Origin of the sequence: Rhizobium sp. BK251 (assembly GCF_004345245.1) — a bacterium.
GTDB lineage: Bacteria > Pseudomonadota > Alphaproteobacteria > Rhizobiales > Rhizobiaceae > Rhizobium.
The window spans coordinates 332,113-349,608 of sequence record NZ_SLUQ01000002.1; the positions used below are offsets into that span (position 1 = coordinate 332,113).

Here is a 17,496-nt window from a genome sequence, read left to right on the forward strand (position 1 = left end):
TAGATTTGCACAAAATATATGGCCTGCCAACCGCAATCATTGTGCACTGCATTCAAAGCCAGGCGGTCTGACGCATGGCTTCTCCGGCCACCATCGCGACGGACATCGCGAGATTTATCGATCGCTGTCCGGCGACCATTGGAATGAGGATGCGTCCGTCCGCCCGCGCGTGCACAAGGTCGGGCACGCCTGCGCTCTCCCGGCCGAAAAGCACGATATCGTTCGGCCTGAAGGTGAAGTCGGTATAGCGTTCGGCGGCCTTGGTAGAGGCGAGGATAAGGCGCCGGTCGGCCTCAGCGCGCCACGCTTCGAACTTTTCCCAGTTGACGTGCCGCGCCAGCGTGACCGAGGCGAGGTAGTCCATGCCGGCGCGCTTGAGGTTTCGGTCGGAAATGTCGAAGCCCGCCGGTTCTATAATGTCGACCGCCAGGCCGAGGCACGCGGCAAGGCGCAGGATGGTACCGGTGTTGCCGGGGATGTCGGGCTGGTAGAGAGCAATTCTGAGGTCGGTCATCGCTTTTCGCTTCTATTCAGACTGTCGTGGCCGCCGGATCGCAGCGGCGCGATTTCGCTTTGAATGGCGTTTTTTTGACCACGCAAGTTCAATTTTCGTTGAATGGGGACTGGAAAAATACTCGTATTTGGGTTATTCGTGCGCGACTTCAATCGTCAGCAGGGAGGCTCAGATGAAAATATTGCTGTACGTCCGCCTCCGACGCGTGATGCCACCGGCTGACATTTGGCGCGCCTGACGCGCTCACCTTCCTAATCCCCTTTTTGATCCATTGTGCGGCTGTCATGGCCTCGCCCTTTGAACGTCGGGTTCCCATATGTGCTGACAGCGCGCCATCGCGCGAAGCCGGGGGCCGGAACGCTGAGTTTCGGAGCTTTTCATGTTTGGCTGGTTCGAGCAGCGCCTCAATCCCTTTCCCAGCGAGGAGCCGGTTGCTCCTCCCAAGGGCCTTTTTGCCTTCTGCTGGCACTACAGCAAGCCGGCAGCGCCGTGGCTTGGTCTGATGGCCGTGCTGACGGCCCTGATTGCCGTCGGCGAAGTGGCGCTTTTTCAGTTTCTCGGCGATATCGTCGACTGGCTGACCAAAGCAGACCGAGCGACCTTCCTGCAGACGGAGGGCCACAAGCTCTTCTGGATGGCTGCACTGGTGCTGGTCGGCCTGCCGCTCGCGGCGGGGCTGGATTCGCTCATCATGCACCAGATGATGCTTGGCAACTATCCGATGATCGCGCGCTGGCAGATGCACCGCTTCCTGCTGCGTCACAGCATGACCTTCTTCGCAAACGAGTTTGCCGGACGCGTCGCGACCAAGGTGATGCAGACCTCGCTTGCCGTGCGCGAAACGGTGATGAAGATCCTCGATGTCTTCGTCTATGTCGTCACCTACTTCCTGACGATGATCATCGTGATCGCGGCTGCCGACTGGCGGCTGATGATCCCGATCCTCGTCTGGCTCGGCGTCTATATCGTCATCGTCTCCTATTTCGTGCCGCGGCTGCGCAAGATCGCGGCTCAGCAGGCCGATGCTCGCTCGATGATGACGGGGCGCGTGGTCGACAGCTATACGAACATCGCGACGGTCAAGCTGTTCTCACATGCGGGCCGCGAGGAGGTCTATGCCAAGGAGGGCATGGACGAGTTCCTGCAGACCGTTCACAGGCAGATGCGCAGGGTGACGCTTTTCCACATCAGCGTCTACGTGAACAACTGCGTTGCGCTGTTCGTCGTATCAGGCATGTCGATCTGGTTCTGGCTGAACGGGGCGATCTCGGTCGGCGCCATTGCCATCGCCATCGGTCTTGCCATGCGCGTCAACGGCATGTCGCAATGGATCATGTGGGAAGTCTCGGCATTGTTCGAGAATATCGGCACGGTCTATGACGGCATGGAGATGATGAGCAAGCGCCACGACATCGTCGACAAGCCCGGCGCGCCCGACATGAAGGCGCACAAGGGTGCGATCCATTACGACCGCATCCGCTTCCACTATGGTAAGAGCCAAGGCGTCATCGACAATCTCTCGCTTGACATCAAGGCTGGCGAGAAGGTGGGTCTGGTTGGCCGTTCGGGCGCTGGCAAGACGACGCTGATGAACCTGCTGCTGCGCTTCTACGATCTGGAGGCCGGCCGCATCACCATAGATGGGCAGGACATCGCGGGTGTCTCGCAGGAAAGCTTGCGCTCGCTGATCGGCGTGGTGACGCAGGATACCTCTCTGCTGCACCGCTCGATCCGCGACAACATCGCTTACGGCCGCCCTGACGCGACCGACGAGGAAGCGATCGAGGCTGCGAAACGGGCGAATGCGTGGGAGTTCGTCGAAGGGCTTGTCGACATGCAGGGCCGCAAGGGGCTGGATGCGCAGGTCGGCGAACGCGGCGTGAAGCTTTCCGGCGGCCAGCGCCAGCGTATCGCGATCGCCCGCGTCTTCCTCAAGGATGCGCCGATCCTGGTGCTCGACGAGGCGACCTCGGCGCTCGATTCCGAAGTCGAGGCGGCGATCCAGGAGAACCTGTTCGCGCTCATGGAGGGCAAGACGGTGATCGCCATCGCCCATCGTTTGTCGACGCTGACCGAGATGGACCGGCTCGTCGTCCTCGACAAGGGCCGCATCATCGAGGTCGGCACCCACGAGGAGCTCGTGGCCAATGGCGGCGTCTATGCCGACCTGTGGACCCGCCAGTCCGGCGGCTTCCTGGCCGATCACGAGGAGGCGGCCGAAGCGGCCGCACAGTAAAAGATGCACCACTCCCCCGGGGCAGGTCCGGGGGAGTGGCCTTCGTCAACACGATGATGTTACCGCAGATTGCGCGAATGTGCCGCTGCGCCAGCCACCTTGTCTTTGCCCTTCGCGGGAATCCGTCTATATCGGCTGCATGATCCTCAGCCCGCTGCTTGCCGCCTTCGAAAGTTGGATCCGGCCGTTCGAGCCGCGCGACGAGTTGCGTCCGCCGGAAAAACTCATCCCCTTCATCTGGTTCTACGTCGGCCAGGCGAAGCTTGCCTTTGTCGCGATGCTGCTTCTCGGCGGGGCGACGGCGGCGATCGAGGCCTCATTGTTCTGGTTCGTTGGCCGTATCGTCGATATCCTCGCGACCGTGCGACCGGCAGATGGGTGGAGCGGGCTTCTCGCAGCGCATGGCGGCGAGCTTTTCGTCATGCTGGTGCTGATCGGCATGATCCGCTTCGTGGTTGCCATGCTGATGGCGCTGGTCGACCAGCAGGTTGTCACTCCCGGCTTCTACAACCTGGTGCGCTGGCAGTCCTACCTGCATGTCTCGCGCCAATCGCTTTCCTTCTTCCAGAACGATTTTTCCGGCCGCATCGTCACAAAGGTCTGGTCGGGCGCACAGGCGACAGGCGATCTCGTCACCGCCCTCATGGACAGCGTCTGGTTTGTCTGCATCTACGCGCTGTCGACGCTATTCCTGATCGGGCAACTCGACCTGTCGCTTGCCGTTGCCGTCCTCGTCTGGCTCGGGGTCTTCGGCGTGCTCGCCCGCTTCTTCGTGCCGAGGATCCGCAGCCACTCGCGCGCGACGGCCGAGGCCGCCTCGATGCTGAGCGGGCGAATGGTGGATGCCTACAGCAACATCCAGACACTGAAGCTCTTCGCGCGCGCGGAAGAGAACGACCGCTACATGCGGCAGGGCTTCGACATCTACCACGAGACGCAGCTGAGGTTCACCCGCTTCATCACCGGCGTACGCGCCTCGATGGCGCTGCTTTCGGGCATCATGATCGTGACGATGTCCGGGCTCAGCATACATCTCTGGCTCGCAGGGCAGGTCAGCTCCGGTGCGGTCGCCTTCACGCTCGCGCTCGTCCTGCGGCTCAATTTCCTGCTCGGGCGCCTCATGACGCAGTTCAATGCGATCATGCGCAACATCGGAACGGTGCAGAACTCAGCCGAGCTCGTGTCGCAGCCGATCAAGCTGGTCGATCGGCCAGGAGCCCCGGAACTTCGCGTCCGTCGTCCCGAGATCCGCTTCGAGCATGTCCGCTTCCATTATGGCAGGGAGGGCGGCGTCATCGACGACCTGTCGCTCGCCATTCGCCCGGGTGAGAAGGTCGGCATTGTCGGCCGCTCCGGCGCCGGCAAGTCGACGCTCGTGAACCTGCTGCTGCGCTTCTACGACCTCGAGGGTGGGCGCATCCTGATCGACGGCCAGGACATTTCTGCGGTCACGCAGGAGTCGCTGCGGGCGCAGATCGGAATGGTGAGCCAGGATACCGCGCTCCTGCACCGATCGATCCGCGACAACATCCTTTTCGGCAGGCCCGATGCGAACGAGCAGCAGCTGCGCGATGCCGCACGCAAGGCGGAAGCGCTCGGCTTCATTGAGACCCTGCGGGACCAACAAGGACGCCGGGGCTTCGAGGCGCATGTCGGCGAACGCGGCGTGAAACTCTCCGGCGGCCAACGCCAGCGCATCGCGATTGCCCGCGTGATGCTGAAGGACGCGCCGATCCTTGTGCTCGACGAGGCGACTTCCGCGCTCGACTCCGAGGTCGAGGCGATCATCCAGTCCCATCTCGACGATCTGATGCACGGCAAGACCGTGCTTGCGATTGCCCATCGTCTTTCAACGATTGCGGCACTCGACCGCCTGATCGTCGTCGACAAGGGCAGGATCATCGAGGAGGGATCGCATGCGGCGCTGCTGGCGCGGGGCGGGCTCTATGCAGACCTCTGGGCGCGGCAGTCCGGCGGCTTCATCGCAGCCGAGGCTGGCTGAGCGAGGCGACAGGCGTTTCGCCTGCGATCGTGAAATCCGCAACCAGCCCGTAGTGGTTCGATCCCATATTGTCGATCCGGCTTACCGATTTCAGCGTGACGGGAGGACGGGCGAAGACGTGGTCGATGGCGATGCCGAAGCGTCCGGCCTCGATCGGCCAGGTCGCCGGTTCGGGGAACGCGTTACGGAGACCGTCGGTTCGCAGGAAGTTCTGCATGTCAGGCGCGAGGATCGACGAATTGAAATCGCCGGCGAGAATGAGCGGACCCTTCGTTTCGCTGAGGATGCCGGACAGCCTCTCCAGCTCGACGGTATGGAATTCGTCGAAGTAGGGCTTCGTGAGGTGAGCGGCGGCGAAATTCACCGGCTGGCCGTCGAGATCCACGGACGTGAGGATGAAGCGATCCGACCAGATGCCGCCGAGCGTCTGCACGCTCTTCGTCAGGAATGGCCGTTTGGACAGCATCATCAGGTCACAGTTGCTCATCTCCACGCCGCAGCCGATGCGATAGGGATAGGTCTGCGAAATCCGCGACAGCTCGCCGAGGAGCGGCATCGATTCCAGGACGAAGACTACGTCGGCCTTGGAGGCAATGATCGCATCGGCGATCTTCGCGCCGTTCTCGAGGTTCGTATTCCAGATATTGAACGACACCAGCCGGTAGGAGTGCCCACTATCGGCCGCGACCGCAGTGCGCGCAAAAAGCGGCGCGGACCCATTCGCGAACTGCCTAAGCATGAAGATGCCGTGTCCGGCGAGCACAAGGCAGGTGGCGACGAGAAACATTCCGTACCAATGTCGTTTGACAAGAAGCGCCAGCAGCGCGACGGCAAGGCAGGCAAGCGCGATGTGGATCTGGAAGCTGTAGACGAAGGCCAGCAGCCAGTAGTCGGTAACATATCGCAGGGAAACGATAGCCAAGGCGAGCGAGACCAGGACGCTCAGAACACAAAATAGGGTGTCTCTCATGGGCGCGTGCTCGCTTGGGCGCGGGTTGATAATTGCGACTATCATGCGATTGCTAATGTTGCAACGCAACACGAGCGCGGTTCGGCTTTCCGCTATTCTAAAGCGCCGAGTTTTCCCGCGACATTGTGCCCATATCCCCTTGTCAAGGCTGGACATAATTTGCGATCAAGCATAGAACGCGCCCGATTACCGGGGAATCTATGGCCGAATTGTGTCTTGTAAGATTCGCTGGTGTGAGGGGCAATTTCGGTTTTACGCAGAAATTTGCGGAGAGGATGGCTTAGCGGTGAGCGAACACGACTTGAAAAGCGAAACCTTGGGCGGGCCTACTCGCCGTGATTTCCTTTATCTGACGACTGGAATGGCAGCAGGGGTGGGAGCGGTTTCTGTTGCGTGGCCCTTCATCGACCAGATGCGTCCCGATGCTTCGACGCTGGCTCTTGCCTCGATCGAGGTGGACGTTTCAAGCCTTGAGCCGGGGATGTCGCTGACCGCAAAGTGGCGCGGCAAGCCGATCTTCATCCGCAACCGCACCCAGCAGGAAATCGACGAGGCCAAGGCCGTTCCGATTGCCGATCTCAAGGACCCGGTTGCCCGTAACGCCAACCTCGCAGCCGATGCGCAGGCGACAGACGTCGCCCGCTCCGCAGGCGACGGCAAGGAGAACTGGATCGTCATGATCGGCTCCTGCACCCATCTCGGCTGCGTGCCGCTCGGGCAGGCCGGCGAGTACAACGGTTGGTTCTGTCCCTGCCACGGGTCGGTCTATGACACCGCCGGCCGTATCCGCAAGGGTCCGGCGCCGCAGAACCTTGCGGTCCCGACCTTTTCGTTCGTTTCCGACAAAGTCATCAAGATCGGTTGAGGGGAGACTGATTCATGAGTGGGCATTCCAGCTACGAGCCGTCAACCGGTCTCGAAAAGTGGATCGACGCGCGTCTGCCTCTGCCGCGGATGGTCTACGATAGCTTCGTCGCATATCCGGTGCCGCGTAACCTGAATTACGCCTATACATTCGGCGCCATGCTTGCCGTGATGCTGGTGGTGCAAATCCTGACCGGCGTCGTGCTCGCCATGCACTACGCCGCGGAGGCTAATATCGCCTTCACGTCGGTCGAAAAGATCATGCGCGACGTCAACCACGGCTGGCTGCTGCGCTACATGCATGCGAACGGTGCGTCCTTCTTCTTCGTTGCCGTCTACCTGCATATCGCCCGCGGCCTCTACTATGGCTCCTACAAGGCACCCCGCGAAATCCTCTGGATCCTCGGCGTGCTGATCTACCTGCTGATGATGGCGACGGGCTTCATGGGTTACGTTCTTCCCTGGGGCCAGATGTCCTTCTGGGGTGCGACTGTCATCACCGGCTTCTTCTCGGCCTTTCCGCTGGTCGGCGAATGGGTGCAGCAGTTCCTGCTCGGCGGCTTCGCCGTCGAAAACCCGACGCTGAACCGCTTCTTCTCGCTGCACTACCTGCTGCCCTTCGTCATTGCGGGCGTTGTCGTGCTGCACATCTGGGCCCTGCACGTCACCGGGCAGACCAATCCGACGGGCGTCGAAGTGAAGTCGAAGACCGACACGGTTCGTTTCACGCCCTATGCAACGATGAAGGACGCACTCGGTGTTTCGATCTTCCTGATCGTCTACGCCTACTTCGTCTTCTACCTGCCGAACTTCCTCGGCCATGCCGACAACTACATCCCCGCCGACCCGCTGAAGACGCCGGCCCACATCGTTCCTGAATGGTACTTCCTGCCGTTCTACGCGATGCTGCGCTCCATCACCTTCAACATCGGGCCGATCGACTCCAAGCTCGGCGGCGTCCTCGTGATGTTCGGCGCCATCATCGTGCTGTTCTTCCTGCCCTGGCTCGACACCTCCAAGGTGCGCTCGGCGGTCTACCGCCCCTGGTACAAGCTGTTCTTCTGGCTGTTCGTGATCAATGCGATCGTGCTCGGCTGGCTCGGTTCCCAGCCTGCTGAGGGCCTCTACACCACGATCTCGCAGTTCTGCACGCTCTTCTACTTCGCCTTCTTCCTCGTCGTCATGCCGGTTCTCGGCATCGTCGAAACACCAAGACGCATACCGAATTCGATCACCGAGGCGGTGCTCGAAAAGAACGGCCAGACTGCGGCTGCGGTCAAGGCATGAATGGGCGACGGAAGGGGAATAGAGAAATGAAAAAGCTTGTTGCAAGCATTCTGTCGCTCGCTGTCGTTGGCGGACTTTCGGGCGCAGCCTATGCGCAGGAGCATGCTCCTGCCAATGGAGAGCCGGCCGCCCATGGGGAAAGCGAAACGCCGCATTATCCGCTGAAGGAACCGAGGGAAGTCGACTGGACCTTCGCCGGTCCGTTCGGCCACTACGACAAGGGCCAGCTGCAGCGCGGCCTGAAGGTCTATACCGAAGTCTGTTCCGCCTGCCACTCGATGAACCTCGTCGCCTTCCGCACGCTGTCGGACCTTGGCTATAACGATGGTCAGGTGAAAGCCTTCGCGGCGAATTACGAAGTGCAGGACGGTCCGGACGCCAACGGTGACATGTTCACCCGCAAGGCCATCCCGTCCGACCATTTCCCGTCGCCGTTCGCCAACGCCCAGGCCGCGGCAGCTTCCAACAACGGTGCCGCTCCCCCGGACTTCTCGCTGATTGCCAAAGCGCGTGAAGTGGAGCGCGGCTTCCCGCAGTTCGTCTTCGACATCTTCACGCAGTACCAGGAAGGCGGGCCGGATTACATCTACTCGCTGCTGACCGGCTACGAGGAGCCGCCGGCTGGTTTCCAGGTGCCGCCGAACGGGCACTACAACCCCTATTTCGATGCTGCAGCGGTTCTTGCCATGCCGAAGCCGCTCTCGGACGGCCAGGTGACCTACGACGACGGCTCGCCGGAGACGGTGGACCAGTACGCCCGTGACGTCTCGGCATTCCTGATGTGGACCGCCGAGCCGCATCTCGAAGCGCGCAAGCGCACCGGCTTCATGGTCATGGTGTTCCTGCTGATTTTCACGGTTCTGATCTATCTGACCAAGAGATCGATCTACGCGAGAAAAGATCACTGAGTGACTTCAAATGAGCGCGGAAGGCGGCCTTCGGGCCGCTTTTTTGTTTGTGCCGCCCCCGACAATTGATAGGGTGCGTCGGTACTGCGCCTTACAGGAATTTGGACTTCAATGGCCAATATCAGATCGGAGCTTGCGGCCAGCATCCGCTCCATCCCGGACTATCCGAAGCCAGGCATCATCTTCCGCGACATCACGACCTTGCTCGGCAATCCGAGGGCATTTCGGCGCGCTGTCGACGAACTCGTGCAACCCTATGCAGGGACGAAGATCGACAAGATCGCGGGCATGGAGGCGAGGGGCTTCATCCTCGGCGGCGCCGTGGCGCACCAGCTTTCCTCCGGCTTCGTGCCGATCCGCAAGAAGGGGAAGCTGCCGCATGAGACCGTGCGAATTGCCTACAGTCTCGAATATGGCGTCGATGAAATGGAGATGCACCGAGATGCGGTGCATCCCGGCGAGAAGGTCATCCTCGTCGACGACCTGATCGCGACGGGCGGCACGGCCGTTGGTGCAGTGAAGTTGCTGCGTCAGATCGGGGCCGAAGTCGTGTCGGCCTGCTTCGTCATCGACCTGCCGGATCTCGGCGGGCGCAAGAAGCTCGAGGCGCTGGGCGTCGACGTTCACACGCTCGTGGAATTCAGCGGCCACTGAGCCGCTGCTATTCGAATTCCAGCACGTCGCTTTCGAAGCGTATGACCGTGGTGCCGTCCTGGTTGGCGCCTTCGCAGAGGATTGTGTTCATGATCCGCCCGGGCCGCGAGGCAAGCGGTCGGCTGGCCAGGATCGTCACGGAATAGGTGATGCGGTCGTCGACATAGACCGGCCGCAGCCACTGCAACTGCCTGAACCCTCCGGATGGTCCGAGCTTCGGCGCGCTGGCTCCGGTCGCCTCGATTCGGGCCGTTTCCCGCGCCCAGTAGTCGAGGAAGGTCCGCATCCAGGCGGCGCTTGTATGCCAGCCGGAAGCGCAAAGACCGCCGAAGAGCGAGTGTCTGGCTTCCTCCTCGTCCACGTGGAAACGCTGCGGATCGAAGCGGGTGGCGAAGCGCAGGATGTTTTCCCTGGTGAAATGATAGGTGCCGGTCTCGGTGCGTTCACCGATTGCGTATCGGTCGATCATCCTCATGCGGCGATCTCCGGTCCGGAGCGCATCTGGAGCATGACGGAATTCTCGCCAAAGCAGACGAGGTCGCCATTCTGGTTCTTCAGTTCATGGCGCATCTTGACGATGCCGAGCCCCGGCCGCGAGCGCATCGCGCGCGCTTCCAGCACCGTGGAATTGCCAGAAAGAGTGTCGCCGGCAAGGACCGGCTTTCGCCACTCCATGAAGTCGATGCCGGGTGCTCCCTGAGCATGGGAAGCGAGCAAATGGCTGTCGGTCATCATGCGCATCAGCATGGCGCAGGTATGCCAGCCCGATGCAGCAAGGCCGCCAAGGATGCTCTCGCGTCCAGCTTCCTCGTCGAGATGCATCGGCTGAGGGTCGAATTCGCGGGCGAACTCAATGATCTCCTCGGCACGTACCAGCTTGGGCCCGAGCGAAAACTGCCGGCCCGGCGGGTAATCCTCATAGGTAAGCATCCCGTCATCCATGGGGCTGGTCCGCGTCGTCATCAGGTGTTGAAGCGGAAATGGATGACGTCGCCGTCCTGCACGATATATTCCTTGCCTTCGTCGCGCGCCTTGCCGGCTTCCTTGGCACCGACTTCGCCGCCGAACTGGATGTAGTCGTCATAGGCGATCGTGTTCGCGCGGATGAAACCGCGTTCGAAATCCGAATGGATGACGCCGGCCGCCTGCGGCGCCTTCGTGCCCCGTTCGATCGTCCAGGCACGCGTCTCCTTGGGGCCGACCGTAAAATAGGTGATGAGATGGAGGAGCTTGTAGCCGGCGCGGATCAGCCGGTCGAGGCCTGCCTCATCAAGGCCGAGGGCGGAGAGGAATTCCTTGGCCTCGTCGTCCGGCAACTGGGCGACCTCGGATTCGATCGCCGCCGAGATGACGACGGTTTCCGCGCCCTGTGCCTTGGCCATCTCCTCGACGGCCTTCGTGTATTCATTGCCGGTCGCCGCGTCGGCTTCCGCGACGTTGCAGACATAGAGGACCGGATGCGATGTCAGCAGGTTGAGGCTGTTGAGGATACGCAGTTCCTCCGCATCGAGCGAGGCGCGCATCGTGCGCACCGGCTTGCCTTCGTTGAGCAGCTTCAGCGAAGATTCCATGATCGGCAGGGCCGCCATGGAATCCTTGTCCTTGCCGGTGGCGCGCTTGCGGGTCTGTTCGGTGCGGCGTTCCAGGCTTTCCAGGTCGGCGAGCATCAGCTCGGTCTCGATCGTCTCGGCATCGGCAACGGGATCGATGCGGCCCTCGACATGGGTGATGTCGCTATCCTCGAAACAGCGCAGCACGTGCACGATGGCATCGACCTCGCGGATGTTGGCGAGGAACTGGTTGCCCAGACCTTCGCCCTTGGAAGCGCCACGCACGAGGCCGGCGATATCGACGAAGGAGATCCTCGTCGGAATGATTTCCTTGGACTTGGCGATGTCCGCGAGCTTCTTCATGCGCGGGTCGGGGACAGCCACTTCACCGGTGTTTGGCTCGATAGTGCAGAACGGGTAGTTTGCCGCCTGCGCGGCGGCCGTCTTGGTGAGAGCGTTGAAGAGGGTCGACTTGCCTACATTCGGCAGGCCGACGATACCGCATTTGAAGCCCATGGCTGATGTCCATATCCGTGAAAACTTTTGCCCCTGCCTATGGGGGAATGGCCGCTGCGGGTCAAGGGTCCGCGACGACGCGGGTGCCTTTCTTGCCCAAACGACAGGGCTTCCGGCCTCTTTTCGAATGAACCGCACTCGGTTGTTGAACTGCGCCGCGTGCAGTGCAATATAGTACCTACGGGATTTCCTCCCGTTCTTTCCATGTCATCACGGGATAAGAATCCGATGAGTGACAACGATGTTGCCCTAAAGCCGAAGACCAAAACGAAGCCGAAGCTCGACAAGCCGAAGCTCTACAAGGTCATCCTTTTTAACGACGACTTTACGCCGCGCGAGTTTGTGATCGTGGTGCTGAAGGCCGTCTTCCGCATGAGCGAGGAGGCGGGATATCGCGTCATGATGACGGCGCACAAGCTCGGCTCCTGCGTCGTGGTCGTCTGCACCAAGGACATTGCCGAGACCAAAGCCAAGGAGGCGATGGATTTCGGCAAGGAGGCGGGTTATCCGCTGATGTTTACGGCAGAGCCCGAGGAGTAGGGGCACTTGCCTTGCCTCGATCGCCGTGTCGGCGCGTCCGTCACGCGCGGCAATCAGCGCGGCGGAATGCGCCTGGCCTCGAAGCCTGTCTTGAGCTTCGCAAAGCCGCTCTCCTCGTAGAACCGCAGCGTTGCGGGATCCTTCGAGCCGACCATCACCATGACCTTGTAGCAGCCCGCGGACCAGGCGGTTTCCGTCGCACGCCGCAGCAGGGCACGCCCATAGCCGCGCTTGCGGTGGTCTGCATGGGTAACGACGTTTTCTATCATGGCATAGGAAGCGCCGCCGCGCAGAAGATTGGGCACCACGATCAGCGTGACCGAGGAAACCGGTCGCCCATCAACGAACGCGCCGAAGACGGTCAGGCCGGGATGCTGAAGCACCGCGAGGAATCGCTCGCGGGCGACTGCCTCCGGCAGCACGTCGTCGTCCGGGATCAAATGCCGGAACAGCGCAAGGAAGCCAGGAAGGTCCTCAATGCAGGCCGGACGGATGGCGAAATCTGCCGCGGCTTCCATGTTAGTCGCCCTTGTTACCGAACATCTTCTTCAGCATCTCGGCCATCGGGCCGGTCGTCGGCAGCTTCGGCGCATTGTGGCCGCGTGCCTGGCGGATATGGGACTGCCCGGCAGGCTTCTTCTCGGGCCGCTCGGCTTCCTCGCCCTTGCCTCCAAGAGCAAGCGCCAGCTTGTTCATGAGTTGCGAATCCTCGTTGCGCACCAGCATGCCGGCATTGTCGGCGAGCGCATCCAGGAGCGGTTCCAGCCAGGAGCGGTCAGCCTTTGCGAAGTCGCCGAGAACATGGTTCTGCACCAGTTCCTTCACACCCGGGTGACCGATGCCCAGACGAAGGCGCCGGTACTCCCTGCCGCAATGAGCGTCGAGCGACTTGATGCCGTTGTGGCCGCCATGGCCGCCGCCGGTCTTCAGCCGCGCCTTTCCGGCCGGCAGGTCGAGTTCGTCATAGATTGCGACAAGATCGGCCGGCTGCAGCTTGTAGAAACGCATCGCCTCGCCGACGGACTCGCCTGAAAGGTTCATGAAGGTCTGGGGCTTGATGAGCAGCACCTTCACGCCATCCAGTTCGCCTTCGGATATCTCGGCCTTGAACTTCCGCGACCAGGGGGAGAAGTTGTGGCGGCGCTGGATCGCGTCGACGGCCATGAAGCCTACGTTGTGCCGGTTTCCGGCATATTTGGCGCCGGGATTGCCGAGACCTGCAATGATGAGCATGAGTTTTCCAGCCCTTGGGAGAGACCACCCGTTTCACGACCGCGAATTGCCTTCAAAGTCAAGCTGAAAAGCGACGCATGGACGAGCAAGCCTGCCTCACCTTGCCGGCTGAAGGCCATATTTGTGGTAGATCTTCTGCTGCTCTCCGCGCGCGATCAATGCGTCGAGCGAACCCTGCATTCTCGTGATCAGGCTGTCGGGGAAATCCCTGTTGCAGGCGATGCCGAGCCGCTGCTCGGAAAGCACGGCCACGTACTCCACTGCGATGCCATCCTTGCGCATCTTCTCGTAATACATCTCCGAGATCGGCATCAGGTCTATCCGGTCGTTCATGAGCTTTTTCAACGTCAGTTTGAAATCGCTGGCAACGTCGAGCCGGGAGAAGCCGTTTTCTCTCAGCATCGTCTCAGTGTAGTCCCCACGCTGCGTGCCGACGACATATCGCTTTGCCTCCTCCAGGTTTCGGGCGGAGACGCCCGAACCTTTTTTGGCGACCAGGATGTTTCGATCGACGAGCAGGGGCTCGACCCATTTAAAACGGTTCTCGCGCTCGGGATTGCGTGCCGTTGTGAAGATGCAGGTCATGGGCGTGGTTTGCGCGCGGTCGATCGCGCGCGCCCACGGCATGAACTCGATCGTGTAGTCGATTCCGGCGTCCGCCATCAGCGCCTGTACCTGCTCGACGCTCGTGCCGCGCGGCTGGCGGCCGTCGCGGTAGTTGAAAGGCGCATATTCCTCGGAGGTGAAGGCGATGGTCTCCGCCCGGGCAAATGTGGAGAAACCCAGCAGGGCAATGAACAGAAGCTTCCCGGTCACGTTCACCTGCAAGGTTTGCTCCCTTTTATGAGGCACGGGCCGAGGGCCAGGCGGGCAGAGGTCCGCCACGGGTCAGCGTCTCGATGAGTGCAGTGGCCGCCTGCGGCCTGTGGAACAGGTAGCCCTGGCCGCAGTCGAGGCCCATCTGGCGGAGCACAAGGCACTCCTCCTCGGTCTCGATGCCTTCGGCAATGACGGTGCAGTTCATCTTGTGGGAGAGCGTCGTGATGCCCTCGACGAGCATCCTGCTCTTGCGGCGAACCTCGGGCGAGCTGTCGTCGATCGCGCGGGTGAAGGACTGGTCGATCTTGATGATGTCGACGGGGAAACGGTTCAGGTAGCTGAGCGAGGAGAAGCCTGTGCCGAAGTCGTCAAGCGCAATGCGGCATCCGAAACCGCATATCTCGTTGATGATCGTGCGGATTTGCGGATTGTCGTTCATCAGTACCGCTTCGGTGATCTCGACGACAATGCGGTTCGGGCGAATGTCATGACGCCCGAGAAGGCTCGCCAGGCGGGTGGGCAGCCCCATCTCGAACTGGAGGGGCGAGAAGTTGATCGCCAGATAGGCATCCTTCATTCCCGGCAGTTCCGATATGCGCGCGAGATGACCGATTGCCTTGTCCATGATGACGTTGCCGATGCCGACGATCGAGCCGGTTTCCTCCGCCACGTTCACGATCTGGGCCGGCGGCAGGACGCCTTTTTCCGGGTGCTGCAGGCGCATCAGCGCCTCGAAGCCGCGGATCGAGCGATCGTCCAGATTGACAATCGGTTGCAGATGGGCCTCGAACCAGTCCTCCGCGAGACCCGTCTCGATGAAGCTTTCGATCTCGGCGCGGCGGCGGGTCTCGTCGAGTATGGAACTGTCGAATATCTGCGCGCCGTTCTTGCCGTCGCGCTTCCTCGCATACATGGCCATGTCTGACTTCTGCAGCAGCTCGGCTGCATTGCGCGCTTGGCGTGGATAGATCGCAATGCCGATACTGGCGCTGAGCCGTGCCTCGCCGCCAAAGGGTGTCGCGAAGATGGCCGCGATCTTCTCGCACATCTGGTAGGCGCGCCTCTCCGCATCGTCGGCGGGAAGCAGCACGGCAAACTCGTCGCCACCGAGGCGGGCCGCGATATCGCCGTCCTCAAGGCTCGTCTGCAACCGTTCGACCAGTTCGCGCAGCGCCGCATCGCCGGCTGCGTGGCCCATGTTGTCGTTGATCCACTTGAAACGATCGAGGTCGATGAAGAGGCAGGCGAGTTCGCGCGCGTCGTGGTCGGCCTCGCCGATCTTGGCGTCGAGCGCGGTTTCGAAGCCCTGCCGGTTGAGCAGCCCCGTCAGGTGGTCAGTGATGGCCTGGCGAAGGTTGCGGGCCTCGGACTGCTTGAGCTCGGTCACGTCGGTCATGACGGATAGCGCAAGATCCGCACCATTGGCGGACGGCGCGCGCGACTCCAGGATCAGCACGTCCATCACCTCGCCATTGCGGCACACGAACTTCACGGTGACGTCGAGTGCCGCTCCGCTTTCTTCGACGCGCTCCTTGCGGCGGATGAACTTGGCCCTTGATTCAGCGAGCACGAGATTCGCGAAGGGGCGGCCGATGACCTGCGCCCGGTCGTAGCCTGTCGCCACGAGCCAATAATCGCTGACGGCCGTGATCCGATCGTCTTCGTCGAGCGAGAAGAGCATTGCCGGGGTCAGGTTGTATATGTCTGTCGTTCGCCGGTGCGCGATCTTCAGTTCCCGTTCCTCGCGCTCCAGCTTGATCTGCATCTCGTTGAAGCTCTGCGCCAGCCTGCCCATCTCGTCGTTCGACTTCCAGTCTACATGGTGGCGGGAGCCGAGCCACCGCGTACCCTCGATGGCGGCGGTAAGTCGCATCAGCGGCTGGATGACGAAGATGCGGTTGCCGATGAGCGACGTCGCAAAGACGGTGAGGACCGCAAAAATGAAGATCGAGACAAAGACGATCTCCTCCTGCTTGAGGCCCGAAAAGAGGCCGATCGCGGGATAGGAGACAGCGATGGTTCCCAGGTTCTTGCGGCCGTCGATCGTATTGTAGACGATCGACCGCGAAACCGTCTCTAGCGCGCCCTGGAAGGATCGCGGGATGGTCGACTGCGTGATGTCCAGCTTGCCCGACAGGTCGCGGACGTTCACCTTGACGATCGCCCCCTCGGACACGATCGTGGCGCTGATCTGGGTGATGCTCTCCTCGTCGAGATCCCAGATCGGCTTGGCGAGCGCCTGGGCGTTGGCGGCCAGAAGAACCGATATGTGGTCGCGGATTTCCTTGTCTGCGCGCTCGGACGAGAGGAAGAGGAAAAGCACGAACAGCGGCGCCACGAAGATCAGCAGCGCCCCGCATACTATTGCAAAAAACCTGTTCTCAACGGAATGGTTCATTGTTCCGTCTTTTCTCCCGCGTCAGTGCACAGACCTGCCGTCTTGTCGGGCAGGTTCCGTCTGAACAACCACGTATATGCTTTCATGAATCTATTAATGGTTGCTGAAGCGCGAGGGACGAGTTCGCTCCGCAAATGCTGGTATTCGGCGGCCGGCACGCGGACAAAGAAAAACCCGCCTCCCTTGCGAGAGACGGGTTGATCGTTCGAAGATCGCGGGAAAGCTTATGCTTCCGGCGTTCCTTCGGCTTCAGCTTCCGTTTCGGAGACACCGCCGGCCGGAGCAACGATCGTGGCGATCGTGAAGTCACGATCGGCGATGACCGGCGTGACGTTCTTCGGCAGGGTGACTGCGGAGATGTGGACGCTGTCGCCGACCTTCAGGCCGTTCAGATCGACAGTGATCGCTTCCGGGATCGCATCGGCCGGGCAGTGGACTTCCACTTCGTGACGGACGATGTTCAGGACGCCGCCGGACTTGAGGCCCGGGGACTTGCCTTCATTGACGAAGTGAACCGGGATTTCCACGGTTACCTGGGTATTGCCCGACACGCGCAGGAAATCCACATGCATCGTGAAGTCGCGGACCGGATCAAGCTGATAGTCCTTCGGCAGGACCTTGATCTTCTTGCCGTCCACGTCGATCGTTGCAATGGTGGTCATGAAGCCACCAGCGTGGATGCGCTTCGTCACCTCATTGGTGTTCAGCACAATAGAAACGGGGGACTGCTTGTCACCGTAGATGACAGCAGGAATCAAACCGTTGCGGCGAAGTTCACGGGAGGACCCCTTACCAACCCGTTCGCGCGCCTCGGCCTTGAGCTCGTAAGTTTCGTGGCTCATGGCTATTCCTTTCGAGGTTATTTGGAGAGCCCGGCGGCGGCTGAAAGCCTTGTGCCGTCGAACCGGAGGCGGGCGAAGCCCAACCTCATCCGCGTTGCCTCCAAGGGTGTCTGCGCGGACGCGTGGCCTATAATATAAATGAAGCAGGATGGCAAGTTTCGAA

General features: G+C 61.2%; 17 protein-coding genes. 7 read left to right on the forward strand and 10 right to left on the reverse strand.

What is annotated here, in order from left to right:
- Window positions 1–52: 52 nt before the first annotated feature.
- Window positions 53–514, reverse strand: a complete 462-nt coding sequence (locus tag EV286_RS05490) for a tRNA (cytidine(34)-2'-O)-methyltransferase (protein WP_132956011.1) — start codon at window positions 512–514, stop codon at window positions 53–55.
- Window positions 515–893: 379 nt separating this feature from the next.
- Between EV286_RS05490 and EV286_RS05495 the strand changes: the two genes are divergently transcribed.
- Together EV286_RS05495 and EV286_RS05500 are read left to right on the forward strand one after the other, a co-directional pair.
- Window positions 894–2,750, forward strand: coding sequence for an ABC transporter ATP-binding protein (locus EV286_RS05495; RefSeq protein ID WP_132956012.1), 1,857 nt, complete (start codon window positions 894–896; stop codon window positions 2,748–2,750).
- Window positions 2,751–2,889: 139 nt separating this feature from the next.
- Complete coding sequence (locus EV286_RS05500; protein ID WP_132956013.1) at window positions 2,890–4,752, forward strand: ABC transporter ATP-binding protein; 1,863 nt, start codon at window positions 2,890–2,892, stop codon at window positions 4,750–4,752.
- Here EV286_RS05500 and EV286_RS05505 read toward each other — a convergent pair.
- The gene (locus tag EV286_RS05505; RefSeq protein WP_132956014.1) at window positions 4,730–5,722 is read right to left on the reverse strand and encodes an endonuclease/exonuclease/phosphatase family protein; all 993 of its coding nucleotides are present in this window, start codon (window positions 5,720–5,722) and stop codon (window positions 4,730–4,732) included. The two genes, EV286_RS05500 and EV286_RS05505, sit on opposite strands and share 23 nt — an antisense overlap.
- A gap of 286 nt (window positions 5,723–6,008) precedes the next feature.
- Here EV286_RS05505 and petA point away from each other — a divergent pair, with 286 nt between their 5' ends.
- The 4 genes from petA (at window position 6,009) to EV286_RS05525 (ending at window position 9,435) form a co-directional block, all read left to right on the forward strand.
- Window positions 6,009–6,587 (forward strand): ubiquinol-cytochrome c reductase iron-sulfur subunit, encoded by a 579-nt coding sequence (gene petA / locus EV286_RS05510; protein WP_132956015.1) that lies wholly within the window; start codon window positions 6,009–6,011, stop codon window positions 6,585–6,587.
- A gap of 14 nt (window positions 6,588–6,601) precedes the next feature.
- Window positions 6,602–7,873 (forward strand): cytochrome b N-terminal domain-containing protein, encoded by a 1,272-nt coding sequence (locus tag EV286_RS05515; RefSeq protein ID WP_132956016.1) that lies wholly within the window; start codon window positions 6,602–6,604, stop codon window positions 7,871–7,873.
- A gap of 26 nt (window positions 7,874–7,899) precedes the next feature.
- Window positions 7,900–8,781, forward strand: a complete 882-nt coding sequence (locus EV286_RS05520; RefSeq protein ID WP_132956017.1) for a cytochrome c1 — start codon at window positions 7,900–7,902, stop codon at window positions 8,779–8,781.
- A gap of 111 nt (window positions 8,782–8,892) precedes the next feature.
- The gene (locus EV286_RS05525; protein ID WP_132956018.1) at window positions 8,893–9,435 is read left to right on the forward strand and encodes an adenine phosphoribosyltransferase; all 543 of its coding nucleotides are present in this window, start codon (window positions 8,893–8,895) and stop codon (window positions 9,433–9,435) included.
- Window positions 9,436–9,442: 7 nt separating this feature from the next.
- Here EV286_RS05525 and EV286_RS05530 read toward each other — a convergent pair whose 3' ends face one another.
- From EV286_RS05530 to ychF, 3 genes are read right to left on the reverse strand one after another with little or no spacing between them, the layout of a single operon-like run.
- Window positions 9,443–9,910 (reverse strand): MaoC family dehydratase, encoded by a 468-nt coding sequence (locus EV286_RS05530; protein WP_132956019.1) that lies wholly within the window; start codon window positions 9,908–9,910, stop codon window positions 9,443–9,445.
- Complete coding sequence (locus tag EV286_RS05535; protein WP_245500613.1) at window positions 9,907–10,365, reverse strand: MaoC family dehydratase; 459 nt, start codon at window positions 10,363–10,365, stop codon at window positions 9,907–9,909. Before EV286_RS05535 ends, EV286_RS05530 begins: the two co-directional genes overlap by 4 nt.
- Before the next feature lie 32 nt (window positions 10,366–10,397).
- Window positions 10,398–11,501, reverse strand: a complete 1,104-nt coding sequence (ychF, locus tag EV286_RS05540) for a redox-regulated ATPase YchF (protein WP_132956021.1) — start codon at window positions 11,499–11,501, stop codon at window positions 10,398–10,400.
- A 228-nt stretch (window positions 11,502–11,729) separates the two neighbouring features.
- On the opposite strand from ychF, the gene clpS reads away from it, so the two are divergent.
- Window positions 11,730–12,041, forward strand: a complete 312-nt coding sequence (gene clpS, locus EV286_RS05545) for an ATP-dependent Clp protease adapter ClpS (RefSeq protein ID WP_132956022.1) — start codon at window positions 11,730–11,732, stop codon at window positions 12,039–12,041.
- Between the two features lie 53 nt (window positions 12,042–12,094).
- On the opposite strand, the gene EV286_RS05550 is transcribed toward clpS, so the two are convergent.
- The 5 genes from EV286_RS05550 to EV286_RS05570 all read right to left on the reverse strand — a co-directional run bounded on the left by EV286_RS05550 (window position 12,095) and on the right by EV286_RS05570 (window position 17,333).
- A complete protein-coding gene (locus EV286_RS05550; RefSeq protein ID WP_132956023.1) occupies window positions 12,095–12,559 on the reverse strand; it encodes a GNAT family N-acetyltransferase in 465 nt (154 codons plus the stop codon).
- Between the two features lies 1 nt (window position 12,560).
- On the reverse strand, window positions 12,561–13,274 hold the full coding sequence (gene pth, locus EV286_RS05555) for an aminoacyl-tRNA hydrolase (protein WP_132956024.1): 714 nt from the start codon (window positions 13,272–13,274) through the stop codon (window positions 12,561–12,563).
- A gap of 96 nt (window positions 13,275–13,370) precedes the next feature.
- Window positions 13,371–14,096 (reverse strand): transporter substrate-binding domain-containing protein, encoded by a 726-nt coding sequence (locus EV286_RS05560; protein WP_245500635.1) that lies wholly within the window; start codon window positions 14,094–14,096, stop codon window positions 13,371–13,373.
- Window positions 14,097–14,115: 19 nt separating this feature from the next.
- A complete protein-coding gene (locus EV286_RS05565) occupies window positions 14,116–16,491 on the reverse strand; it encodes an EAL domain-containing protein (RefSeq protein WP_132956025.1) in 2,376 nt (791 codons plus the stop codon).
- Window positions 16,492–16,715: 224 nt separating this feature from the next.
- Window positions 16,716–17,333, reverse strand: a complete 618-nt coding sequence (locus tag EV286_RS05570) for a 50S ribosomal protein L25/general stress protein Ctc (RefSeq protein ID WP_132956026.1) — start codon at window positions 17,331–17,333, stop codon at window positions 16,716–16,718.
- Window positions 17,334–17,496 lie beyond the last annotated feature (163 nt).